Annotated in this window: 19 protein-coding genes, 1 pseudogene and 1 other annotated feature; of the genes and pseudogenes, 11 read left to right on the top strand and 9 right to left on the bottom strand. The window is 58.2% G+C overall.

Features of this window, described 5'->3' with window-relative positions; translation table 11 throughout:
- Positions 1–85: 85 nt before the first annotated feature.
- From AXG89_RS31005 to AXG89_RS30995, 3 genes are all read left to right on the top strand, one after another.
- Positions 86–1,045, top strand: coding sequence for a LysR family transcriptional regulator (locus AXG89_RS31005; RefSeq protein ID WP_069638474.1), 960 nt, complete (start codon positions 86–88; stop codon positions 1,043–1,045).
- A 962-nt stretch (positions 1,046–2,007) separates the two neighbouring features.
- Complete coding sequence (locus tag AXG89_RS31000) at positions 2,008–2,214, top strand: type II toxin-antitoxin system HigB family toxin (protein WP_335672004.1); 207 nt, start codon at positions 2,008–2,010, stop codon at positions 2,212–2,214.
- Positions 2,214–2,630: a helix-turn-helix domain-containing protein gene (locus tag AXG89_RS30995; RefSeq protein ID WP_062174337.1), complete on the top strand. Its 417-nt coding sequence runs from the start codon at positions 2,214–2,216 to the stop codon at positions 2,628–2,630. The genes AXG89_RS31000 and AXG89_RS30995 overlap by 1 nt, the downstream gene beginning before the upstream one ends.
- A gap of 261 nt (positions 2,631–2,891) precedes the next feature.
- Here the strand turns inward: AXG89_RS30995 and AXG89_RS30990 are convergent, their stop codons facing one another.
- The 3 genes from AXG89_RS30990 to AXG89_RS30980 form a co-directional block, all read right to left on the bottom strand.
- Positions 2,892–4,358, bottom strand: a complete 1,467-nt coding sequence (locus AXG89_RS30990; RefSeq protein WP_062174335.1) for an AAA family ATPase — start codon at positions 4,356–4,358, stop codon at positions 2,892–2,894.
- A 382-nt stretch (positions 4,359–4,740) separates the two neighbouring features.
- Complete coding sequence (locus tag AXG89_RS30985; protein ID WP_069638473.1) at positions 4,741–5,181, bottom strand: hypothetical protein; 441 nt, start codon at positions 5,179–5,181, stop codon at positions 4,741–4,743.
- Positions 5,182–5,529: 348 nt separating this feature from the next.
- A complete protein-coding gene (locus AXG89_RS30980; protein WP_062174331.1) occupies positions 5,530–5,919 on the bottom strand; it encodes a hypothetical protein in 390 nt (129 codons plus the stop codon).
- 734 nt (positions 5,920–6,653) lie between these two features.
- On the opposite strand from AXG89_RS30980, the gene AXG89_RS30975 reads away from it, so the two are divergent.
- Positions 6,654–9,317 (top strand): DEAD/DEAH box helicase, encoded by a 2,664-nt coding sequence (locus tag AXG89_RS30975; protein WP_062174329.1) that lies wholly within the window; start codon positions 6,654–6,656, stop codon positions 9,315–9,317.
- Positions 9,298–10,353, top strand: coding sequence for a hypothetical protein (locus AXG89_RS30970; protein ID WP_442861779.1), 1,056 nt, complete (start codon positions 9,298–9,300; stop codon positions 10,351–10,353). Before AXG89_RS30975 ends, AXG89_RS30970 begins: the two co-directional genes overlap by 20 nt.
- Positions 10,354–10,856: 503 nt before the next feature.
- Here AXG89_RS30970 and AXG89_RS44465 read toward each other — a convergent pair.
- The 3 genes from AXG89_RS44465 to AXG89_RS30960 all read right to left on the bottom strand — a co-directional run bounded on the left by AXG89_RS44465 (position 10,857) and on the right by AXG89_RS30960 (position 12,579).
- Entirely contained in the window at positions 10,857–11,492 is a 636-nt protein-coding gene (locus AXG89_RS44465; RefSeq protein ID WP_335672003.1) for a hypothetical protein, read from the bottom strand.
- Complete coding sequence (locus AXG89_RS44460) at positions 11,482–12,228, bottom strand: hypothetical protein (protein ID WP_335672002.1); 747 nt, start codon at positions 12,226–12,228, stop codon at positions 11,482–11,484. Before AXG89_RS44460 ends, AXG89_RS44465 begins: the two co-directional genes overlap by 11 nt.
- Positions 12,229–12,387: 159 nt before the next feature.
- Positions 12,388–12,579 (bottom strand): hypothetical protein, encoded by a 192-nt coding sequence (locus AXG89_RS30960; protein ID WP_062174328.1) that lies wholly within the window; start codon positions 12,577–12,579, stop codon positions 12,388–12,390.
- Between the two features lie 1,071 nt (positions 12,580–13,650).
- On the opposite strand from AXG89_RS30960, the gene AXG89_RS30950 reads away from it, so the two are divergent.
- Positions 13,651–14,891, top strand: a protein-coding gene (locus tag AXG89_RS30950) for an IS3 family transposase (RefSeq protein WP_205583100.1) whose coding sequence is annotated in 2 segments (ribosomal slippage) — positions 13,651–13,966 and positions 13,966–14,891 — 1,242 coding nt in all. Because the reading frame shifts where the segments join, the coding sequence is not laid out codon by codon here.
- Positions 13,953–14,069, top strand: a sequence feature (AL1L pseudoknot). (Overlaps the previous gene by 117 nt.)
- Before the next feature lie 364 nt (positions 14,892–15,255).
- Here AXG89_RS30950 and AXG89_RS30945 read toward each other — a convergent pair.
- Positions 15,256–16,155, bottom strand: coding sequence for a LysR family transcriptional regulator (locus tag AXG89_RS30945; RefSeq protein ID WP_062174319.1), 900 nt, complete (start codon positions 16,153–16,155; stop codon positions 15,256–15,258).
- Positions 16,156–16,232: 77 nt separating this feature from the next.
- On the opposite strand from AXG89_RS30945, the gene AXG89_RS30940 reads away from it, so the two are divergent.
- Both AXG89_RS30940 and AXG89_RS30935 read left to right on the top strand, forming a co-directional pair.
- Positions 16,233–17,021 (top strand): DODA-type extradiol aromatic ring-opening family dioxygenase, encoded by a 789-nt coding sequence (locus AXG89_RS30940; RefSeq protein ID WP_062174317.1) that lies wholly within the window; start codon positions 16,233–16,235, stop codon positions 17,019–17,021.
- Positions 17,022–17,081: 60 nt separating this feature from the next.
- Entirely contained in the window at positions 17,082–17,699 is a 618-nt protein-coding gene (locus AXG89_RS30935) for an FMN-dependent NADH-azoreductase (protein ID WP_062174315.1), read from the top strand.
- A 354-nt stretch (positions 17,700–18,053) separates the two neighbouring features.
- On the opposite strand, the gene AXG89_RS30930 is transcribed toward AXG89_RS30935, so the two are convergent.
- Positions 18,054–18,791 (bottom strand): SDR family oxidoreductase, encoded by a 738-nt coding sequence (locus tag AXG89_RS30930; protein ID WP_062174313.1) that lies wholly within the window; start codon positions 18,789–18,791, stop codon positions 18,054–18,056.
- 106 nt (positions 18,792–18,897) lie between these two features.
- Here AXG89_RS30930 and AXG89_RS30925 point away from each other — a divergent pair, with 106 nt between their 5' ends.
- Positions 18,898–19,797, top strand: a complete 900-nt coding sequence (locus AXG89_RS30925) for an AraC family transcriptional regulator (RefSeq protein ID WP_062174311.1) — start codon at positions 18,898–18,900, stop codon at positions 19,795–19,797.
- Positions 19,798–19,824: 27 nt separating this feature from the next.
- On the opposite strand, the gene AXG89_RS30920 is transcribed toward AXG89_RS30925, so the two are convergent.
- The gene (locus AXG89_RS30920; RefSeq protein WP_062174309.1) at positions 19,825–20,202 is read right to left on the bottom strand and encodes a winged helix-turn-helix transcriptional regulator; all 378 of its coding nucleotides are present in this window, start codon (positions 20,200–20,202) and stop codon (positions 19,825–19,827) included.
- A 50-nt stretch (positions 20,203–20,252) separates the two neighbouring features.
- Here AXG89_RS30920 and AXG89_RS30915 point away from each other — a divergent pair.
- Positions 20,253–20,378: pseudogene (locus AXG89_RS30915) on the top strand (SDR family NAD(P)-dependent oxidoreductase); the annotation flags it as partial.
- A 35-nt stretch (positions 20,379–20,413) separates the two neighbouring features.
- A complete protein-coding gene (ltrA, locus tag AXG89_RS30910; protein WP_082771669.1) occupies positions 20,414–22,237 on the top strand; it encodes a group II intron reverse transcriptase/maturase in 1,824 nt (607 codons plus the stop codon).
- The last annotated feature ends 4 nt before the right edge of the window (positions 22,238–22,241 follow it).

Below are 22,241 nucleotides of genomic sequence, written 5' to 3'. Positions count from 1 at the left end.
CATGCGCAATCATATGGCGATCGTATTTATGCCATTAGCCCTCTGATCGTGCATAAGGCTTGAAGCGAAACTTAAAGGTGGTTCAGTGCGACAAAAGGATACTTTTGAAGGTGTGGCCGTATTCGTCGCGGTGGCGGAGGCTGGCAGCTTTTCCGCAGCAGCTAGGCGCCTTGGCATTTCGCCATCTGCGATCAGCCAGGCGATCAGGAATCTTGAAGAGCGGCTGGGCACACCGCTCTTCCGCCGTTCGACCCGAAGCTTATCTTTGACTGACGTAGGCAACGACTATCTGCGCGCGGCAGGACCCGCCCTGTCGGAATTGAGGCGAGCCGCGGAGGAGGCATCGGGCCGGGGCGGCCGGCCGTCTGGCCCTTTGCGCCTCACGATGCCGCGCGCGCCCTTCGACCTGCACATCGCTCCCGTGCTGATGTCTTTCCAGAATGCTTATCCAGATGTGGATCTTGAGATCGCAGTCGAAGCGCGCCTGATCGACATCGTCAAACAGGGCTATGACGCAGGATTGCGCTATGGCAACTGCCTTGAGAAGGACATGGTGGCCGTCCCGGTCGCGCCCGGGTCGGAAGCGGTTCTCGTCGCCTCACCTGCATATTTTCGTGGCCGAGAAAGGCCGAATCTTCCCAATGATTTGCTCGATCATCGCGCCGTGATGTGTCGCAGTCAGATTACCGGATTAACCATACCGTGGACGATACAATCCGCTGGAGAGATCGTGCAAATCGTCCCGCCAATGGCGACAATCGTTCACGATCTCTCCTCGCAGATCGCGCTAACGCTAAGGGGGATGGGAATCGTCAATGCGCCGGCTGCATGCGTGTCCGGCTTCCTTAATGCAGGAACCCTGTCGCGGGTCCTGCCAGCATGGTCGTCCCCGATGGACGCGCTTTATATCTACTTTCCGAGCCGTCGTCACCAATCTGCGGCATTGCGAGCATTCGTTGCGTTTTTAAAGGGGCGCCCTTTTCTTTCTCCTCCCTTAGGTGGCGGGCACTTGAACAACATAGGAATTCCAACAGAATCCGTCTGAGTTGTGGATGCAGCAACCCCCTTCCGGCGCGATAGAACGAATGTCCGTTGTACCTGGAAAGCTGCCCTATACGTCGTGCTGAGACGATCGGCCGCAGTGGGTCGTGAAGGAGCATTCAATCTGCTCGAAAGCGGCTATGCGTTAAGCGAATTTACGAGGCCCCAGGTTTTTGACCAACTATGAAATCGGAAGGAACGCACGCTTATGCGAGGCGACGAATTGGGCGCCAGAAACTCCCACAGAGCGTGACCGCCCAGCGCCCCAACTAAAATAGAAAACAATGTTCGACCGAATGGAGCTACCTCTGTCGCGATGTGACGTCCCTGACCACCGTCAATATTATTAGGATAACTAAGTGATAACTTCTTTTATGTATAATGAGCAACCAGTTCCTCTCTTCGGTCACGTGGATTCGCCAGCCCGCAGCGATGCGAGCCCAAGTAACGGCGTTCTAATCGAGAGGCGTGGGTAGGCAATTTGACCGGGGAAAATGCGCCAATCACGTTCTTTCAGATCCCCACGCCCAATGTTATCGAGTCGGCACAGCCTGGCGTCGATCTTGTCGGTTGCGTTCCGCTTACTGTCGGTGGCCGCTTCGGTCACTATGGTTTGAAGTGTGCGCTCCACGCCCGACAGCCGTGCGCGGTGTTCGAACAGTTCACGGCAGCACAGTCGCCCGACGCGAGACCGCCAGCGCCGCCGTTCCGGATGACCATAGGTAGCCGCCGTAGAGGTTGCCCAGTCCCGCCCCAGCCCTGATCTAGCGCTACGTCAGATTTTCAGCGGGCGCGGAAGGGATGCCACGAGCGACGGTCTCATGCTGGAAGAGTGCTCGATCTGCTTGAAAACATCCCAAAGTGGGATATAGTACTGTCATGCACATAATTTCCAAACCACCACTCATAGCTTTCTGGACGAAGCACCCGGACGCTGAGCCGCCGCTACGGGCTTGGCTCAGGGTCATGCAGGATAGGAATTTTAAGGATCTTAACGACCTGAAGGCGACCTTCGGCGCGGCGGACTACGTGAAGCCGCATACGGTCTTCGACATCGGCGGGAACAAGTATCGACTGATCGCCGCGATTCACTACAACACGCACAAGGTGTTTGTTCGAAACGTCTTGACGCATGCCGAATACGACACAGACAAATGGAAGGAGAAAAAGTGATGAACGCCATTGCAGAACCAAGCGCCATCCTGAAGGCATGGCTTCCGTTCAAGGAGCTGATCGGCAGCGCCACGGCCGTGCGCACCGAGGCCGATTACGTTAAGGCCATCGAGTACATCGACGAGCTGCTAAACGAAGTCGGCGACGACGAAGCGCATCCGCTCGCCGAGGTACTCGACCTGATCGCCACTCAGGTGAAAGCGTATGAAGACGAACACATTGAGATTCCTGACGCGGAGCCGCGCGAAGTGCTGCGATTCCTCATGGAACAGCGAAATCTGACGCAAGCCGACCTCGACGACTGCGCACCGCAAAACCGTATCTCGGAGATCCTGAGCGGCAAGCGCGTAATCAGTAAGGACGTAGCCAAGCGACTCGCGAAGCGCTTTCATGTCCACGCAGACATTTTCCTGTGATCTGCTGCGGTTTACGGGGGTAGTCCAGTCAGCGAGCTGCCAATCCCACCAGTATCGAAGAAAGCGGGACGGACTACCTAATGTGGGTCGATTTGCGACGGTCGTTTTGTCGCTATCGTGCTTCGTTTTTCGTTTCCTGAAGCAACCCCAGTGGACGCTGTTTGAACCGCGGTATTGGTGAAGGTATGGCCGTGGCGCTCACCACAGCAGCACAAAACGACGGCATTGAGAGCCACGCTGGCGCGGAGCATGCCGGTGTGTTCACCGACGCGAGTTGAACAGCCGTAAAAGCTCTTCGCGCAGCTCGGAGATGTCCAGCACATGCTGTGCGCGGGTCACGGCTACGTATAGCAGGCGCATCTCGTCCTCGTCTAACGTCAAGTGCCCGTCAACGGTCTTGAAGCGAAAATCGTTGGCGACCTTCACCCGTTTCCATTGCAGCCCCTTGGCGCGGTGCACGGTCGATATAACGTAGTCGGCGTCTGCCTCGGGCGTAACCCGTCGTGCCAACGCACGCAGATAGTCGGTGCCACACTCGTCGACGATTCGTACGATCGGTTGTAAGTCGCGCCCGACCGCGGTTTGAGCAAACGATTGAGCGTCCTTCCACGTTTCGAACAGCGAAAATGCCGCTGGCCGGAAAGCTCGCTTGCCGGCCAGCAACTGGTCAGCGCCGTCAGCGAACGCCACGATCTCGGTCGGGCTCATACGGATTGCGGGCTTGTGACCCGCTTCGATGCCCGCGGCCAATTGCCAGATCGCCGTCACATTCTTGCGACACAAAATGGCATCGACGGGCGGTGAGACACTCGGATCCTCCACCATGATCGACCCGATGACATCCTGGCCGAGAATGGGCGTGCGCTCGCCAAGCAGCGACAGAATACGGCGAGCGAGTGCTGCGAACGTAGGCCCGAACCGGAAGGATTCGGTTAGCGCACACTCGGGCGCGTCGATCTGAGCCATTGCATTGACCGCGCCACGCCATTCATAAATTTGCTGGTAGGGATCACCGACGTAGATGATCTGCGCATGGCGCTGGAGGCCAAGCACCGAGAGCATTACGCCATCGCTGTCCTGTGCCTCGTCGAACAGGATGAAATCCGCATCGATACGCGGTTTTGTCTGCGCCCAGACTTTTAGATAGACGTCCGGTGCAATGGCGCTACGGCCGCGTGGATCGGTGCTTTCATTCCACAGCCGTACGACGCAGGGAAGCAACGATTCGCGCAGCCAGTCGGCCGCCGTTTCATGAACCTTTTCATCAACAGGGATGTGGGAAGCCTCGGGTCGCAGCTGCGCCGAGCGGCAAAACCTGCCCAGGCCGTCGGCGACCATTCGACCAAGTTCGAACGGTGTGACTTCGACGGTTTTGCCGGTGATGGTGGGCACCTGTATCGCTCCGATCCCATAGCGAGCAGCCAATTCGTGCGGAGGTTCAGTCGGGAGATTCGCGCGCGCGGTCAAGGCGGGCGCTACGGATGCATACGCGAGCGAATGCACCGTGCGTGCGCTGACATTCGACGGAAAGCTGCGGCGAGCGTGCTGGGCAATTTCCTTGTTGAAGGCGAGATAGCTGCCGCGCCTATCCGCGAGATGATCGGCGACCAGCCGTAGCGTCGAAGTCTTTCCCGCGCCGGCATAGGCCTTGATCTTCAGGTCGCCTCCGCCAAGGACCGCATCTACGACCGCGTGTTGCTCGGCGGTAGGCTTAAACGAATGGGGCATGGAATGTGAGGCTGAGCGAAGATGCCCGTAGTGTGCCGGAAAATTGCCTATGGGCAGGCTGCCGCGCGGCAACCGATCTCCGAGCTGCTGTGGAAACGCGACGGTTGAATCGAAGTCGAAATCGTCCCTGGCCAGTCGATTTATGCGCCATCGCACGAGACTTTTCGGCCTACGGGCATTTTACCGTGCTCTCAGGCGGACATTCGAACGCCGGCTTCAGTGAGGTAACGGACCTTCTCGCGACTATCATGTTCGTCGCTTGATCGGCCAATATAGCCATTCGGACAGCCGCGAAATCTTATCGCTCGCGAGTAGCGCCTTAAGAGAGGACTGAATGATCTGATCGATGTCGAATGCCGTAGAGGAGTCTTCGAGCGATCGCTTACAGGTGCCGGCACTGTCGTTGTCCCAACGCGGTCTGATCTATGACGCGGGCCAACGCGCGTGACGGAACCCATTGGCCTCCTTGTGCAATGAATCGGGAGGTCGCGTCGACGACTGTTTGGTTGCTCTCATCAGCGAATACGGCAAAGACCGGTGCGAAGACCGACTCCGCGAGGGCGAATTGCTGCTTTTCGAATTTACTCGGGTCGATGCGACCTTCGGCATCGAAAGTAAGAATGAAAAACGTGTTCCGAACGACGCGCATTGGGTTTCTGGCCACAAGCTCGACCACGACGCTGGCCATTCGCGCTCGTTGCCCTGCAAAATCGGGCAGATAGTGTCCTGCCGGATCTCGCAGCATCCGGTCGAGCTTGGTGCTTGACAGCCGCCAGAGGGTGTCGTCACGAGCGATCAGGAAGGTTCGGCAAGAAAAACCCATGGTTCTGCACCTTGCATTAACAGTGATTCTCACTTTGCTCAGGAAGATCCCACAACGCGCCTTCCCCAGCAGGAACTTTGCCCCTGTACCTATTTGCCCCTGAACCTTTCATTGCGCGCGTGACCACGCTTCGCGCCGCATCGGTGGATGTCCGGCTCCGCGGAGCCTTTCCGGCGCCTGAGGCTCATCGCAATCGTCGAGTCGAAACCAGTCGCGTAGGCGCTCACGATTGCGTGGACCCCGCCACGGGCTTGGCCCCCCGCACCGTGTTGAGCCACATGCGACCTTCTCGTCGAGGCGAGTCACGAATGCCGCAGCGCGAGGATGGAGCGCTTGCCTCTTGACGTCTCACTTCACGATCTCGCCGCTCCATCGATCACGGTGCGCCCAGAACGGACACTGCTTACATTTTTCGCCTTCCGGATAGTCAATGCCTTCCTCATGCGGGCAGCCGATGATGCGATCAGCGGCCGCCACCGATTTGGCACCATGATGATCGATGAATCGAACGATTGCTTCAGCGATTTCTGGATCGTTTCTCGCATCGGTTGTTTCGCAAAACCACCGCTCAAGAGGGTCCGCGTCAGCATCTTCGTACGCGACAATGCCAACAGAGACCTTCGTCGCTCTCGTGTCGTCTGGCCCGTAGAAGGCAACCGTTGCCACTGGATAGCCGCAGAAGCCTTTGCCTCGTTTTTTTGCAAACTTGTCTCGGTACCACTGAGCCTTGAATGGCATGATCCCTCCCTCGCATGCCTGCCGAGTGACGTAAGCGGCGGCACGGAAGTGAACACAAAGAGTAGCAAGTTTCTTGCACCTTGACCGTACGCCGCTTCAAGCGAATTTGCGAAGTATTGGCTGGTGGGCTGAGCAAGGGGCGTTCGCGGCATAGACGCGAACGAACTCGATGGCGCGAATCACACCGGTCGGTGATCGGCGGAAGTCGAAGTGCAACGGTCATTCCAGCTTCGAGTCGGTCGTCATATCCTCGACCGAAGGAGACATTCTGCCTTTTGCTTGTTTATACGTTAGCGCCAACTATTTTTCGCCTGCGCGGGATCGAGCCGCCATCGGCATTGCATCTCGTGTGCCTCAGGTTTTGGTACCCTTTCATCATGAGTCTTGTTTCTCGCAGAATTCGGAAATTCAACGGGACCGCCGTAACGGTGAGGGTTGGTCCGCCGGCGGCAGTGCCGGGGGCGAACTTCTGTGAGTTGATATAGCAATCAGGTCGTCCTACAGCAGATGAAAAGACAGTTCATGAGACATGCACGACACAGCGGCCGCGCATACCCCGGCAGCTTAGTTCACCCCGCAATTCGGTCGGACCGGGCGCAAACGGAGCTTCGCCCAGTTCGCACTGGGCCGGTGCGCATGCTAGTTGATTACGAAACCACTTTCCGTGAACACAGGCGGCTTCAGCGCTTCCTAAAGCAGTGCGACGGGGACGGGCGTTCTTGACCGCTCCCGACATGTTCGCGCCACACCTGACGCCCGGCGGTCACCTGCTTGCGGTGCCGGAGGACGCCGCGCCACTATTGGTGGAGGAGATACGACTGCGGCTTGGCAGTTCTTTTGCGCTTGGCGCGGGGCATGGTCTGCTGCATCTGGGAACGGTCGAAATCGGCCGCATTTTGCCGCCCGTATGGGCTTGGTGGCGTGATTTTGCCGCGCGCTACGTCACCGCCTTGTGTGCCACGCCCGAAGGCGGCGAGATCGCGGTCGTCACGCCTGCTACCAAGGATTTCAATGCTCTGATTGCCGACGCGCCACCGATGACGGGCGGGGAGTATCTAACGCCCGATGTGCTGGTCACGCTGTGGGGCGAGATCGATACCGCCTTGCACCAGGAACTGGCCATCGAAAAAGTCTCGCTTCAGGATTTCCTCAAGTCGCGCCATCCGGCCTGGAATCTTGTCGGCCGCGTGCATTTCAACCTCGCTGAGAACCGCAAGGACCCGGAGTCACCGTTTGCTTTCCTTGCGACTTACACCTCGCGCCTGTCAGCCCATGGCAAAGCGCAACACCAGCCGCTGTCGCAAGCCCTTGCAGAATTTTCGGGGGCCAGGAGCCGGGTGCAACTCTTGTCGCTGCTACTGCCGGTTCAGCGCGCCGCGCAAGACTGCGATTGGCTTCGCGACATGGTGGGCACCGGCGAGATATACCATCCGCTGCGCTGGACGCCGCTTGACGCCCACCGCTTTCTCAAAGACCTGCCCAAACTCGAAACCGCCGGCATTGTCGTTCGCACGCCAGGCGTCTGGCAGGCGGGTCGTCCTGCTCGTCCCGTTGTGAAAGCCAGCGTCGGCGCACGACCGCCTTCGCTCTTGGGCAAGGATGCGTTGCTCGATTTCAGCATCGAGGTGTCCCTCGACGGCGAGCATCTCAGCGCCTCCGAGGTCAGGGACCTGCTCCATCGCGCCGACGGCTTGCAACTCATCCGCGGTCGCTGGGTCGAGGTGGACCAAAAAAGGCTCGCTCGCCTCCTGAAGCGATTCGAGGCCATGGAAACGGCGGCAAAAGCCGGTCTGCCCTTTAACGAAGCCCTCCGTCTTCTGGCAGGTGTTTCGCTCGACGATAGCGGCGACCCCGCTGATCGCGACTGGTCGCAGCTTGTTGCTGGGCCTTGGCTGGCCGACATCCTGCAGGAGCTGCGTCAGCCGGAAGGGTTGGCGCAGATCAGCCCGGGTGCGGAACTCAAGGCGAGCCTACGGCCCTACCAGCACGCTGGCGTGCGGTGGTTGTATCTGCTCAGCCGGCTAGGCCTGGGCGCGTGCCTGGCGGACGATATGGGCCTGGGCAAGACCATGCAGGTGCTCTCCCTGCTGCTGGTGCTCAAGCGCGAAAGCGCCGAGGTGCGCCCCAGCCTGCTGGTCGCTCCAGCATCGCTGCTGGCCAACTGGGCAGCAGAGGCCGAGCGCTTCGCCCCCGGCTTGGCGCTGCTGATCGCCCATCCGTCGGTCATGTCGGCGGCCGATTTGCGTGCGCTGGATGCCGCGCGGGTGGCGGAGATCGATCTCGTCATCACCAGCTTCGGCTCGCTTCTTCGCCAGCCGGTCTTGGCGACCATCCAATGGCGCGTTGCCGTCGTCGATGAAGCGCAGGCGATCAAGAATCCGAGCGCCAAGCAGACGCGACAGGTCAAGCAGCTCCAGGCACAATCGCGCATCGCGTTGACCGGAACCCCCGTGGAAAACCGTCTGTCCGATCTATGGTCCATTTTCGATTTCACCCACCCGGGTTTGCTGGGCTCGGACAAAGTCTTCGCCAAATTTACCAAGCGGCTAGCGAAGGAGGAGCACTTCGGCCCGCTGCGCACGCTGGTACGACCCTACATCCTGCGCCGCCTGAAGACCGACAAGCGGGTCATCGATGACCTTCCGGACAAAACGGAACTCAAGGCCTGGTGCCACCTGAGCCCGAGCCAAGCGGCGCTTTATCAGCGAGCGGTGAAGGAACTGGCCGCCGCGCTTGAGGACGCCGAAGGCATCGGTCGCAAGGGTGTGGTGCTGAGCTTTCTGATGCGCTTCAAACAGATCTGCAACCACCCATCGCAATGGCTGGGCGACGCAGCGTGGAAGGCGGAAGACAGCGGCAAGTTCGCCCGCCTGCGGCAACTCGCCGAAGTGATCGCAGCCAAGCAGGAAAAGGTGCTGGTATTCACTCAGTTCCGCGAGACCACTGAGCCGCTGGCGGCATTTCTGGGTTCGATCTTTGGTCGCGAAGGTCTGGTGCTCCATGGCGGCACCCCGGTGGCCAAGCGCCGCGAACTGGTCAAGCGATTCCAGGAGGATGAGTTGACACCCTTCTTCGTGCTCTCGCTAAAGGCGGGTGGGACGGGGTTGAATCTCACCGCCGCTTCCCACGTGATCCACTACGACCGCTGGTGGAATCCGGCCGTGGAAAATCAGGCGACCGACCGCGCGTTTCGTATTGGTCAGCAGAGAAACGTCCTGGTGCATAAGTTTATCTGCCGTGGCACGATTGAGGACCGTATCGACCAGTTGATCGAAGCGAAACAGCAATTGGTGAAGGATGTGCTGGAGGGCGGTGCAGAACTCCTGCTCACCGAGATGAGCGATCGCGAATTGCTCGATCTCGTGAAGCTCGACGTTCATGCCGCGCAAGAAAACTGATCGTCAAGAGGCAAGCGCAATGGATTATGGGGGGTGGAAGCCGTATGTCTCGGTCGCCGCGCGCAGGAAAAAGGCTGAACTGGCCGCCGCCAAGGCGACAAAGGCTGGGGCGGTCCTGTCACCCATCGCGTCGTATCGCGGTGCCATCGCCAAGACCTTCTGGGGCAAGGCCTGGTGCGACAATCTGGAACGCTACAGCGACTATGCCAACCGCTTGCCGCGCGGCCGTACCTATGTGCGCAACGGTTCCGTGATCGACCTCCAGATTACGGCAGGCGAAGTGCGAGCTCAAGTAATGGGTTCGAGCCTCTACACGGTCGCCATGACCGTGGCGGCGTGTCCTGAAAAACAATGGCGAGCAATCGGAGCCGATTGTTCGGGGTCGATCGATTCGATCGTGGAACTCTTGCAGGGCAAGCTCTCGACAGCCGTGATGGAGCGCATCTGCAAACCTGGCACCGGTCTTTTTCCGGCACCCAAGGAAATCACGTTCAATTGCAGTTGCCCGGACTGGGCATCGATGTGCAAGCACGTCGCTGCCGTGCTCTACGGCGTCGGCGCACGGTTCGATCAGCAGCCGGAATTTCTCTTTGCCTTGCGCCGGGTCGATGCCAATGATCTCATCGGCCAGGTCGATACCGGTCTGCCTGAATCGAGAAAACGCCCGGCTACGCGCAAAGTGCTCGACGACGCGCTAGTGGCCGATGTGTTCGGCATCGAGATGGCCGAAGCTTACCTACCGGCCAACCCTGCTGCCGGAAGTAACAAGCCATCGGCAGATAAGGTCACAGCGAAGAAGGCGGCTAAGCCGGCTGTCTCGACAGCTGGCAAGCCAACCGCGAGCGCGAAGACCGCGGCGGACAAGAAAGCGGTAACAAAGAAATTGCCGGTCAAGCCATCTGCTGCGCCCCGTAATTCAACATCTGGCAACGTCGTTGCCGGTAAAGCAAAGGTAACGAACTTGCCTGCAACGCCGCAAGAGGCTGCAACAAGAAAGCGTGCCACTGTTCGACCGGCGAAAGCTGAGTCCCGCTGAACTCAGTTCCCATCTCGCATGGCTACGCAGGAAGTGAGTGACGTCGACGAATTGGATTATTCTCAGCTGGCGGACTCGGCGTCTAGTGAATTCTCCGGATCATGTCGAGCGTCAGCGGACATATCAGGTTCGGGATTTCATAGACCAGACTGAACCCGCTGATCATTCGAGTTCGACCTCAACCTTGCGTTGAAGACACTGGATGGTTGAAGGTATTTGAATAATTAAACGACCGCTTCGTGAACATTGAGAGCGGCCGTAATGGCCGAAGCGCGCCCCGCTCAGACAAGTTTCGACAATCGGCCGCCTGTCAGCGCGGTACTGGGCCGCTCGAGCGGTTTCAAGGGACTGCGAGAGGGACTTGCCAGGTTCGACGCTGATATATTCTGCTCAACGGAGATTGGCTCTTAACGGCAGCCGAACTTGCCATGATTCACGAAATAAGACGCGTGATCCCGCCAAGAGTTCGACCGGAGATACCACAGTTGCCATGCGGGATCAGGTCAGAGCGATACGGCTTGCTGTAACAGCTCCAGGGCTTTCATTTCGTCTAGGCGACCAGTACGTGCTTTGCCAGCGAGTGTCTTTATCAGAGCCTCCGCTATCGGTTCAATACCTAGCAAATCGTCCAAGCTGGTTGCCGAAGTGAGACGGCGCGAATCCGTGATGACCTGCGTTACGGAGGTTGACGGATACTGCTGACCGGCGGCGGAGTACAAGGCATCGTTATCAACCGGTTGCCTGATCGTCGGATCGGCAGCGAACGGGACCGCTTGGTCTAATTGCACGGTGACCGCATTCGTCCCAACGGCGACGCCTGTTGGACCGCCTGTGCCATCCGCATTAGGGGCTATGGCAGGTCGAGCACTCGTATTTTTCGCCTTCGTACGCACAGACTTCTTCGCCACGATCGCTTTTGGTGCAATCGAAGGTGGCAGTTCTTGCTGATCGGATGCAGGGCGGCGCGACGGGGGAGCCAGCAACCCCGACACCGAATCAGGGATGTCCGTTACTGAACGCGGAACGTCCAACCAGCCAGTCGGCAAAACAAGGCGTTCGGTGAACCGGTTTGCTTCGGCATCGTCCATCCGTTTCTGCCCATAAAACCGATTTGCCATGTTGGAGTCGCTAATTCCCATCACCGCGCCGAGCCGCACCTTCGATCCTTTGCGGGACGTAAGCACGTGCAGGGTTAGCGCGGCGAATGTTTTCCAAAGCTGCGACGTCGTTCAACGGCAAGGCTTGCTGAGCCGCCGACTTTGAAGACGCTCTAACTTTCGCAGGTGCCAATTTTAGTGGGGTTGCCGTGGCAGGCTTCGCCGCCGTAGTGTTGTTTTTCGCGACGTCCCGTTGCGACCCGTCTTTTGTCTTCTTTGGCATTTCTGGTTCTCTGGGCAAACGATCGGTGAGGGTAGGGTGATGGTTGGCCTGCGTGGCAGGCGCCGGCTTCACCACTTGCTCGTACGTAGATTCTGGTTCGGCGTTCGCATGAATGAAGTCTAGTGGTGACCTCAAGCGCTTAATGGTTTCGGGCATGAGGACAGGATTGGGTTGATCGAAGAACCCATCGGGTAGCCCAAGCGTTGTTTCGATATGAAAGGCTGTCTCAGGTGTGAATCTCTCGCCGTTCACCAACTCGGCCACGCGCGTTAAGTTAGAGTCGAGTCCCAGTGCGACGTTCTCCGCGCCCACCGCGTCTACCAACAATTTAAACGAACGCGTTTTGAAAATGGACGCCGTCTGTGCCAGGTCTCGAGTAGATGGAGCTTTTACGTATGGCTTGTTCTGTCGGTGGGATGTCGTGTTTGAAAGTTGGCGCGATTGATGCTGGCCATTGTCTCGAGATCCCGAGTATCGCCCGTGTGTTTGACTCATAAAGTAGGGCTCCCCGCCGTGAAATCACTATCAGTTTTAGCATTATAGGCGAGGGTGTTGACACACGACTCGCCGCAAGACATTGAGCCATTCTCGTAACCCGGATGCTGACTGTCTTGTGTCGGTGACCTCTATGTCAGGATCAAGGGACAGCGTTCGCTAAATAATGCGTAGATGGCGAATCTTGCCAATGCGCATGGAGCGTTTCAGGATGAGATCAGTGATGTACTCGGGAAGCAGGGCGCGTGGAATGTTCGCGGGCACGCCTTCGACAACTTGCGACGGAACCTTGGCGACGTAGTCGTCGGGCGCGCTTGCCAGACTGTGCTCGTAGCTGACGCGATAGTCCATGATGGGGGAGAGTCCGGGGAAGGTCGTTGTCACACCCGATTTTATCAGCGAGGACCGTTTGCCGGCTCCTTTTACGGTGACGTTCCGGCTTACGTTTTCGGCGTCCACATGAAGCCGCCGTTCATTAGGCGCTTCACCCACGCTCCACGGTTCCCGTGTTTCGCCGTCAAACGAACGAGGCCTCTGCGAAATACGGCTTCGTTTTTGACGCACGCGTAGGCCTCTGCAAGATCCAGAAGAAGTTGGAACGCCTGACCGTATGCGTGGCCGGACCCGCGCTGTAGTGTGGTGTCGATACGCTCCCATGTCGTGCTTTCGTGCTCGATCAGCGAATCCAGGTAGCGACGACGTTCGGCAATACGGCGCACCTCTGCAGCGTCATTTGCTGCCCGTTCGCGACGTAGTCGAAGCGCGCGGGCAGCATCGCGTCGAGCGTCTATTTCAGCAACCGTCCGACGCGTCCCTGCTCGGCCCTGTTGGGATTACGAGTGCGATCCCAGTTTAGAAACCGAGTGCGCAAACCTCGTTCGGTTTCCTGAGGGTTTCCACAAAGCAGTTGGCGCAAGGCCTCACGCATTTCAACTGCGGTGAGTTCAAGCAGCCATGGCTCGAAGCGCGCGTCGTCGTCGACGTCTGCCAATCGAGGCGGGCTGGCTTCGGCTGCTGCTGCGAGTTAGTCTGGATCGAGCATCAAGAACTCTGCCAGTGACGCCTGCGCAGGCGTCAGTGCTCGGAGCCCGTTCGGCAACGGCGGTTCTTGCCCGGCGAATTGGAGGAAGCGCAGGTCTTCGATGACGTTGCGTCGGCACGGGAGGTCATTGAGCGGGTAATGCCAAATCTACAAGACATGCTTCAGTTTCGGCGAATTAACGTTCACTGCTTTGCCACGTCCGCGACGAAGGAAGATTGCGTCGCAGCAGGATTGCCAACGTGGGACTCTACTGACGAGCCTGATGACAGTGAAGGTCAGTTGGACCGTTGTTCATAGCAAAACTATCGTCGGGGGTCTTATTTAAGCGCCCCGGAAATGTAGGAGACTTTGGATCTTGGCTGTAATGGGAGATTTGAAGTATGGAAAACGCAAGCAAAGTAAAGAAGCCGACAGGGGCGAGGTATTCCGATGAGGTTCGGGAGCGCGCGGTAAGGATGGTGTTGGAACACCAGCACGAATACGAGACGCAGGGCGCGGCGATGCGCTCGATTGCCGCGAAGATGGGAATGTCGCGTGAGACGCTGCGCAACTGGGTTAATCAAGCTGAGCGTGATCGCGGACAGCGGGCTGGCACAACGACGGCGGATCTGGCTCGGCTCAAAGAGCTTGAGCGTGAGGTTCGGGAACTGCGCACAGCCAACGAGATCCTGCGCAAGGCGTCCGCGTATTTCGCGCAGGCGGAGCTCGACCGCCGACCGAAGTCATGATCACGTTTATCGACGATCATCGTGCGCTCTGCGGGGTCGAGTCGATCTGCCGGTTGTTGCCGATCGCCCCGTCGACATACTATCGGCATACGGCTCGCCGGCACGACCCGCAGCAATGGTCGACACGAGCTCGCCGCGACGCGGTATTGAAGGCCCAGATTAGACAGATCTGGGAGGAAAATTTCGCCGTGTATGGGGCCCGCAAGGTGTGGCGACAGCTGTTGCGTGACGGGGTGAAGGTTGCGCGCTGCACGGTCGAGCGCCTGATGAAAACGATGGGCATCCAGGGTGTGCGGCGCGGCCGCGTGATCAGGACCACTCAGCGAGATGATGCGGTGCCGTGCCCATCGGATTTGGTGAAGCGGCAGTTCCGGGCCGACCGACCTGACGCGCTGTGGGTCGCGGATTTTACATACATTTCGACGTGGTCAGGCTTCGTGTACGTGGCGTTCGTGACCGATGTGTTCGCTCGACGCATCGTTGGCTGGCGGGTGTCGTCCTCGATGCGCACAGACTTCGTACTGAATGCGTTGAATCAGGCGCTGTACGAACGCCAGCCGGTCGAGGGGCTCATACATCACTCGGACCACGGGTCGCAATATTTGAGCATTCGCTATACAGATCGCTTGCTCGATACAGGTGTGCAACCATCAGCGGGTAGCGTCGGCGATTCGTACGACAACGCATTGGCCGAAACCATCAATGGTTTATACAAAGCGGAGGTCATCCATCGGCGCTCATGGCCTGACCTAAAGGCGGTTGAGCTGGCAACACTCGAATGGGTCCATTGGTATAACCATCGGCGGCTGCTCGGCCCACTCGGTTACGTGTCGCCTACTGAAGCAGAGGACGCTTACAATCGGAATCAGGCGTTGCCCGCACGCGCGGCGTAGCGCCAACTCGACGGTCTCCGACGAACCCGGAGCGCTTCATATCACTGACTCGCTTACCTATCAGCGGCAGAGCTATTATGGGTCGCTGCCGTCCACGTGGGTGTTTTCCATATCCCCAAGCAGGAAACGCTGACGCTGCCTGAGGTCGGAAGCAGCCTTGGCGCTGCGCTTGATGCAAACCAAAATCGATGCAGCGTTCAATGACGAAACGAGCGTGGCTCTCCCAGTGCGGAGCCTTGAAGTGAGCCCAGTCGACCGGCGACCACTGTCGAGATGTAAAGGCAGGGCCCAAGCGAGATGAAGCAACCAGCGGTCATGATTCCCTCAATGCAGAAAATTTGCGAAATACACAGCCGTTCAAGTTCTATTTGATGAGGCGTTTTCGTAGATCTTCCAGGAGCCAGCTTCCGGCCCGACCCAAAGGCCGGTTGCGGACATGCACTGCGTAGACTGGCAGCGTTCCCGTCGGGGATATACCCTCGTCAGAGATATCCAGCTTCACCAATCGGCCACCCTTTAGATAGGGCTCGATGACGAAGGGCGGCATCTTGCACCAGCCAAAACCCGCAAGCAGGAAATCGAGCCTGCGCCCTAAATCAACGAAGCGCCAAATCCGGCTGCCGATGACCCCGTAGCTCGGACCATCGTTGCCGTGGGCATCCGATAGCACCAGTTGCACGTGGGCATCGAGATCAGCCCTGTGCAGTTTGCGGCCGAAGCGCACGAGCGGGTGGTCTGCGGCAGCGACGGGCATAAGCTTCAGATCCATGAGTGGGTACGCCATCAAGTCGTCAGGCACGGACGGCAGCAAAAGACAGAATGCCAGGGACGCAGAGCGGTCCCGCAAGCGTCGCTCGGCTCCGCCCACCCCTTCTGTGGAAAAAGAGACGGGAAGGTCTGGGAAGGTGTCGCGAAGAGCGCGCAGGCTATCTATGAGCGGCGCGGTCGGAACAAGAGGATCGATCGCCAAGGTCAGCGCCGGTTCAAGCCCCATCCGCGTTCCGGCCGCGATGGCCTCAAAACGATCCGCGCTCGCGAGGATCGCGCGGGCTTGGTCGACGAGCACGCGCCCAACTGCGGTCAGGGTCGGTTTTTGGCTGGTCCGATCAAACAAATCAATCCCCTGGGTCTCCTCGAGTGTTTTCACAGCTTGGCTGATCGCCGACTGAACGCGCCCGAGCGACCGTCCTGCCGCCGAAAAACTCCCCGCGTCGCTGACGGTCACTAATACCCGTAATTGATCCAACGTGAGATTGCCTATCAACGCTATCTCTCCAGATGATGGAAACCATCACAATTTAATCGGTTCCGCCGAGAGAATTCAACCGTTATATTGCTTCCATGCAACCTACATTCTTTATCAATCACGGTGGTGGTCCATGCTTTTTTCTGCGGCCGGGACCTATGCGCGCAACGTGGCAAGAGCTTGAGGACTACCTTGGCGACTTTGCCTCTGCACTCTGCGAGCCGCCGCTTGCCATGGTCGTGATCTCGGGGCACTGGGAAGAGTCGGTGCCGACAGTTAACATTTCGGCGGCGCCGCCGCTGCTGTTCGATTACCACGGGTTTCCTGACTACACGTATGAAATTACGTGGCCTGCGTCGGGGTCGCCCGAGTTCGCCGCGCATGTGCGCACATTGCTGAAAGACGCAGGGCTCCCGAGCGCCGCAAACGATCGACGGGGCTACGACCACGGTGTCTTTGTCCCGCTGAAGGTCGCCTTTCCCGACGCTGAGATTCCTGTTGTGCAGCTCTCATTGCAAAGGGGGCTCGATCCGGCGACACACCTGGAAATCGTTCGGGCTCTAAAGCCATTGCGCAAGCAAGGCGTGCTGATCATCGGGAGCGGTCAGACGTACCACAACATGCGCGGCTTCGGCGGTGCAGGTCCAGACTTAAAAGCTGAAGCCTTCGATGCGTGGCTGCGGCAGGCTATCACCGAGACGGACACGCGTGATCAATCGCTGATCGACTGGGAACGTGCCCCTGGTGCACGCGATGCGCAACCGCATGAGGACCACATGTTGCCGCTGATGGTCGCCGCTGGTGCCGCCTCGGGTGAAAAGGCAATTGTCGACTTCCATGGCCACGCACTTGGCAAACCAATTTCCGGATTCCGCTTCGGCTGAGCCGTTGCTTCTTAGCAAACTGTTCAGTTCGAAAACCCAATCCCACTAAGGAGCTTCTTCATGCCCACCCTGCTCGTAGTAGAGTCCAGCCCACGTGGCGAACACTCAATGTCCCGCGGACTCACCAAGCTGTTCGTCGAGAATTGGCTGGAAAACCATCCGGGCGGCCGCGTGGTCGAGCGTGATTTGATGGAAAGCAATCTGCCTTTCGTAACCATGCCGTGGCTCGGGGCATATTTCACGCCGCCAGAACAACAAACGCCAGAAATGAAGGACATTTTGCGCTTGTCCGACGAACTCGTGAGCGAAATCCTGGAGGCCGATCATATCGCCATCGGCGCGCCGGTCTACAACTACAACGTTCCTGCCGTTTTAAAGGCCTACATCGACCATATCGTGCGCAAGGGCAAAACACTCGGCTTCTCCGGTGAGGGTTTGGTCCACGGCAAAGCGTGCACCATCCTGATGGCATCGGGTGGCGTCTACACGCAGGGCTCTCCTATTCAAGACCGAGATATCGCGACCAACTACTTGCGACTTATCCTCAAGGCGATCGGCATCGTAGACGTCAAGGTGGTTGCAGGCGGAAACGCAAAGTCAGTCGATATGGGGCAGGTAACCCGCGACAAGTTTCTGCAGACGTTCGCCTCAGAGGTGGCGGCCGCGGCTCGGAACTGACGGCTGCTGGACTGTCTTGGGCACGACCCGGACTCGGCCCTTTCGCCATGAGGTCCCTGTAGCGGCGGAACCGTTACGTCGAAACGCCATCGGAGCACCGCTTGAACGCAGGAGAGCGAACGCAGCCTCCAGCTCCGTTCAAGCAAATGGCAAAGATGGGAAAACCCACGAGCTAAGCAGCTCGCGTGCGTAGTCGCAGCGAGCTCCGCCTGCGCACTTGGATCGTCGGGATAGCAGGTGAGACTTGGCCATCGGAACCGGCCAAAAAGAACAGACCGACGTGTGACTCATCTGTTGGCAACAGGCGTCTGAACTCATTTGCGGGAACAGCAGTGCTGCCTCTAAGCGCGGCACCTAACCCTGCGCCGTGGGACGGACGACTATTTCTCCCACATCCACGCCAGCCGGCTGCTCAATTGCGAACGCGATCGAGCGAGCAATTGCCTCTGGCGGCATCGCCATTCTGTCGCGAGCCAAAACGAGTTGAGCGCGTAGATGCTGGTCGGCAATGGCGTTCACGAATTCAGTTTGGACGAAGCCGGGTGAAATGATCGTGACACGGAGGTGTTCCCCCGCTTCCTGACGCAATCCCTCGGAGATCGCGCGTACCGCAAACTTCGTTGCAGAATAGACGGATTGGTTCGCAACGGTTTTGTGCCCTGCCGTGGATGCAATGTTGATAAAATGTCCGAAGCCTTGCTTTCGAAACACCGGCAGCGCAGCCGCAATGCCGTAGAGCACGCCTTTGATGTTGATGTCGATCATCTCCTCCCACTCTTCAACACGCAGATCGTCCAGAGGAGAGATCGGCCCGATGCCCGCGTTGTTCACGAGAACATCCAGTTGGCCGTGCCGTTTGCATGCCAGCGCGACGAGCGCCGATACGTCGGCGTTTCGCTTCACGTCTATCGGCGCATAGATCGCGTCGCCACCCGCATTTTTGATACGTGTCGCGATTGCCTCGAGGCGGTTCAGCCGACGCGATCCGAGCACAAGTTTCGCGCCGCGCTCGGCGAGCAAGAGCGCGGTGGCTTCGCCAATACCACTGCTCGCACCGGTAATAACGACGACCTTTCCTTCGATACCTTGCATTAGGTTTTCCTTTTGAACTCCGTGAGCACCATCTCATTTTCGCTTTAGCGAGCTCGGCGATCCATGCGAGATACTCTATGTAATCGTCGCAAGCGTCCAAAAAACCATGGATCCGTTATCAGAAGTTTTTTCTCTGTTGGATATACAGAGTGCGGCAACCTCGCGCCTTGAGACAGCGGGCGCCTGGGCCGTACGTTTTCCTCCAAAGCCTTCTTTGAAGTTCCATGCTGTCCTCCGCGGGGGTTGCTGGATTACGCTTCCTGGCGAGAGTCCGTGCCGGCTCGAAGCGGGGGATACCTTCCTACTGGCCAACTCGCCAGCTTTTGTACTTGCAAGCGATCCGCAGCAGGAAGTAGAGGAAGCATCGCAAGTTTTTGCGCAGTTACAGTCGAACGTGTATCGGCTTGGTGGCGATGAAAACATACTGCTTGGCGGAGGCTTCGTTTTCGAAAGCGGCGACGCGCAGCTCCTGCTCGATGCTTTGCCTCCCTTTTTGCTTATCCCGGTGAAGGAGCCGGAGGCAGTGATTCTACGCAGCACATTAAACATGCTCGATAAGGAGCTGGAAAACACTCAAATGGGATCGTCGCTGATGACCCGTCGCCTTGCCGATATCTTGCTCGTGCAGGTGCTTCGTGCTTACGTGAACTTACAGGGAGCAACCAAGGCGGGATGGATTGGGGCGCTGAGCGACCGGCGGATTGGCGCTGCCCTGAATTCGATCCACGCCGACGTCGCCCACCACTGGAAAGTGAGCGAACTCGCGTCTATAGCCACGATGTCTCGCTCCGGCTTCGCGGTCCGTTTCAAGGAGCTGGTCGGTTTGTCACCGCTTGATTACGTCTTGCGCTGGCGCATGCGGCTGGCCTACGACGCTTTGCGCAAAAACGAAAGTTCAATAGCGAGCCTCGCCGGTCGGTTCGGATACGCGTCGGAGAGTGCGTTCAGTCATGCATTCAAACGTGTGTTTGGACAGGCGCCAACGCGATACCGTCCCGGGAGGTAACCGCAGCAACACTTGCGATGGCGGCTGCTACGACGGGTGGCTGACCGAAAACTTGCGCGCCGCTATCAGCACGGGCAGCAGCTGTCTGCCCATTTCTGACAATTGATATTCAACTCGCAAGGGCGTCTCGCCGAAATCGACTCTGTCGACTAGCTGATCAATCGCTAGCTCGCGAAGATGCTGCGTCAGCATTTTTTGCGAGATGCCCGGCAAATCCCGCTTTAACTGCAACGTGCGCATTGAGGGATCGGCGTAGAGCCTGAAGAGAATTGCTAACTTCCAGCGCCCTTGCACCATCCGTATCACTCTCGTTACGTGAGCGACCGAGCCCTCGGGCCCAAGGCAGACTTCGCGCTTCTCTTGCCCGATGGGTACATAAAGGTGCGTACTTGTTTCATCCATCATCACACTCTAACCTCGACAAATATCAGCAACTCAAAAGTGGGGCTCTTACAATGGATTTACAATTGTATGGCAAGAAGGCGCTGATCACCGGCAGCAGCAAGGGAATAGGCGAAGCCATTGCCAAGAAACTCGCTGTGGAGAAGGCGTTCGTCGTTGTTCACGGTCGCGATAAAGCGCTTAGTGCGGCTGCAAAGCCGATGAAAGATAGTTGATGAAAGTTCAATACGGAGAAGAAGTGGCGAATCACTCTGGCCCCGAGTCATGCGGCATGCATCGCGAGGTACATGTCGAAGCGTTGACAGGGGAAACCGACAGGCCAGCCATTGAGCCGCGAAATATTTCTTCTGGGATGCCGACGCTGTTAAGCGAAGCGGAAGGCAACACGGAGCACGACGATAATCGCAAGTCGTGCGCTGATCCTGCGCGGTCGGAGACCCTGAGCATGTCGGGAAGTCTTTCATACGGAAGCAGCGAGATCTCATCGGTGTCCGGCGTAGTGTGGCCGGACAGGGCTGGGAAGGTCCATGACCGTAATCCAGCCATTGACGCCGGTGAGAAGTCGGATACGCCCATACTACCGAGGAAGTTGCCGAACAAAGGGGATGACCCGGCGGAGGTGATGGAGGGAAGGGGTGTAACCAAAGGGAACGCCGACGAGGACCCCGCGCCCCGGACTCAGAGCCGGGATATAAGCGCGTCGACGGGACTCGAAGGCGTACGTGAAGCAGCTCGACGGAATCGGAAGTCGCGTTTCACGGCACTGCTGCACCACGTTACGCCGTCACTGTTGGTGGAAAGCTTTTATGCTCTTCGCAAGCAGGCTGCGGCAGGCGTGGACGGAGTAACGTGGCACGACTACGAGAGCCAGCTTTATGGGCGCGTACACGAACTGCACCGGGAGATTCATTCGGGTGCCTACCGTGCACAAGCGTCCAGACGGGTTTGCATTCCGAAAGCGGACGGCAAGTTGCGTGCGTTGGGGATTGCAGCGCTGGAAGATAAGATTGTGCAGCAGGCCGTAGCCACGGTACTGAGCGCAATCTATGAGCAGGACTTCCTCGGGTTCTCGTACGGGTTTCGACAGGGACGCGGTCAGCACGACGCGCTCGATGCCTTATCGGTAGGGATTTCGGATCGGAAAGTAAACTGGATTTTAGATGCGGACATTCGTTCGTTCTTTGATGAAATTGATCACGAATGGATGCTCCGCTTTCTAGAACATCGGATTGCTGATCGACGAGTAATTCGCATAATCCGAAAGTGGCTGAAGGCAGGCACTCTCGAGGACGGACGCCGCATTGCTTCTGTGCGGGGAACACCTCAGGGTTCTGTGATTTCGCCCCTGCTCTCAAATATCTACTTGCACTATGTGCTGGATTTATGGGCGCAGCAGTGGCGCCAACGATATGCGGCTGGCGATGTCATCCTCGTACGCTACGCCGACGACAGTGTGGTGGGCTTCCAATACGAAGGCGATGCAAAACGCTTCCTGGCAGCACTGCGGGAACGTCTTGCCAAATTCAAACTGGAATTGCACCCGGACAAAACGCGGCTGATTCGCTTCGGGCGATTCGCCGCGCAACAACGTCAAGAGCGTGGGACCGGAAAGCCGGAGACATTCGACTTCCTAGGCTTCACGCACTGCTGTGGCACGGCTCGGTCGAATGGCCAATTCAAGATCATTCGGTTGACGAGCAAGAAGCGGATGCGTGCATCGCTGGCGCGCATTCGGCAAACGCTGATGCGGCGTCGCCATGAACCGGTACCTGTGGTAGGTAGATGGCTGAGGCGGGTGATTCAAGGGTATTTTAACTATCATGCAGTGCCGGGCAACCTTCGCCGCTTATCGGGCTTCCTTTACGCAGTGCGCCGCTCTTGGCGTCACGCACTGATGCGAAGAAGTCAGCGGCATCGGCTGCCTTGGTCACGGTTCAGTCGTGTGGTCAGCAAATACCTGCCTCCTTGCAAGATACTCCACCCGCATCCGTCGGAGCGGTTTTACGTCAACACCTTTGGTAGGAGCCGTATGCAGTAGTTCT

Source organism: Burkholderia sp. PAMC 26561 (assembly GCF_001557535.2).
In the GTDB taxonomy this organism is placed as follows: Bacteria; Pseudomonadota; Gammaproteobacteria; order Burkholderiales; family Burkholderiaceae; genus Caballeronia.
This window is presented reverse-complemented; position numbering and strand designations above follow the sequence as displayed.

What these genes read in the sequence shown, in the direction of transcription:
- AXG89_RS31000 (WP_335672004.1), top strand. Translation starts at nt 2,008, where the DNA reads ATGCAGGATAGGAATTTTAAGGATCTTAACGACCTGAAGGCGACCTTC.
- AXG89_RS30995 (WP_062174337.1), top strand. Translation starts at nt 2,214, where the DNA reads ATGAACGCCATTGCAGAACCAAGCGCCATCCTGAAGGCATGGCTTCCG.
- AXG89_RS30990 (WP_062174335.1), bottom strand. Translation starts at nt 4,358, where the DNA reads ATGCCCCATTCGTTTAAGCCTACCGCCGAGCAACACGCGGTCGTAGAT.
- AXG89_RS30985 (WP_069638473.1), bottom strand. Translation starts at nt 5,181, where the DNA reads ATGGGTTTTTCTTGCCGAACCTTCCTGATCGCTCGTGACGACACCCTC.
- AXG89_RS30980 (WP_062174331.1), bottom strand. Translation starts at nt 5,919, where the DNA reads ATGCCATTCAAGGCTCAGTGGTACCGAGACAAGTTTGCAAAAAAACGA.
- AXG89_RS30975 (WP_062174329.1), top strand. Translation starts at nt 6,654, where the DNA reads ATGTTCGCGCCACACCTGACGCCCGGCGGTCACCTGCTTGCGGTGCCG.
- AXG89_RS30970 (WP_442861779.1), top strand. Translation starts at nt 9,298, where the DNA reads ATGCCGCGCAAGAAAACTGATCGTCAAGAGGCAAGCGCAATGGATTAT.
- AXG89_RS44465 (WP_335672003.1), bottom strand. Translation starts at nt 11,492, where the DNA reads ATGGGAATTAGCGACTCCAACATGGCAAATCGGTTTTATGGGCAGAAA.
- AXG89_RS44460 (WP_335672002.1), bottom strand. Translation starts at nt 12,228, where the DNA reads ATGAGTCAAACACACGGGCGATACTCGGGATCTCGAGACAATGGCCAG.
- AXG89_RS30960 (WP_062174328.1), bottom strand. Translation starts at nt 12,579, where the DNA reads ATGGACTATCGCGTCAGCTACGAGCACAGTCTGGCAAGCGCGCCCGAC.
- AXG89_RS30940 (WP_062174317.1), top strand. Translation starts at nt 16,233, where the DNA reads ATGCAACCTACATTCTTTATCAATCACGGTGGTGGTCCATGCTTTTTT.
- AXG89_RS30935 (WP_062174315.1), top strand. Translation starts at nt 17,082, where the DNA reads ATGCCCACCCTGCTCGTAGTAGAGTCCAGCCCACGTGGCGAACACTCA.
- AXG89_RS30930 (WP_062174313.1), bottom strand. Translation starts at nt 18,791, where the DNA reads ATGCAAGGTATCGAAGGAAAGGTCGTCGTTATTACCGGTGCGAGCAGT.
- AXG89_RS30925 (WP_062174311.1), top strand. Translation starts at nt 18,898, where the DNA reads ATGGATCCGTTATCAGAAGTTTTTTCTCTGTTGGATATACAGAGTGCG.
- AXG89_RS30920 (WP_062174309.1), bottom strand. Translation starts at nt 20,202, where the DNA reads ATGATGGATGAAACAAGTACGCACCTTTATGTACCCATCGGGCAAGAG.
- ltrA (WP_082771669.1), top strand. Translation starts at nt 20,414, where the DNA reads ATGAAAGTTCAATACGGAGAAGAAGTGGCGAATCACTCTGGCCCCGAG.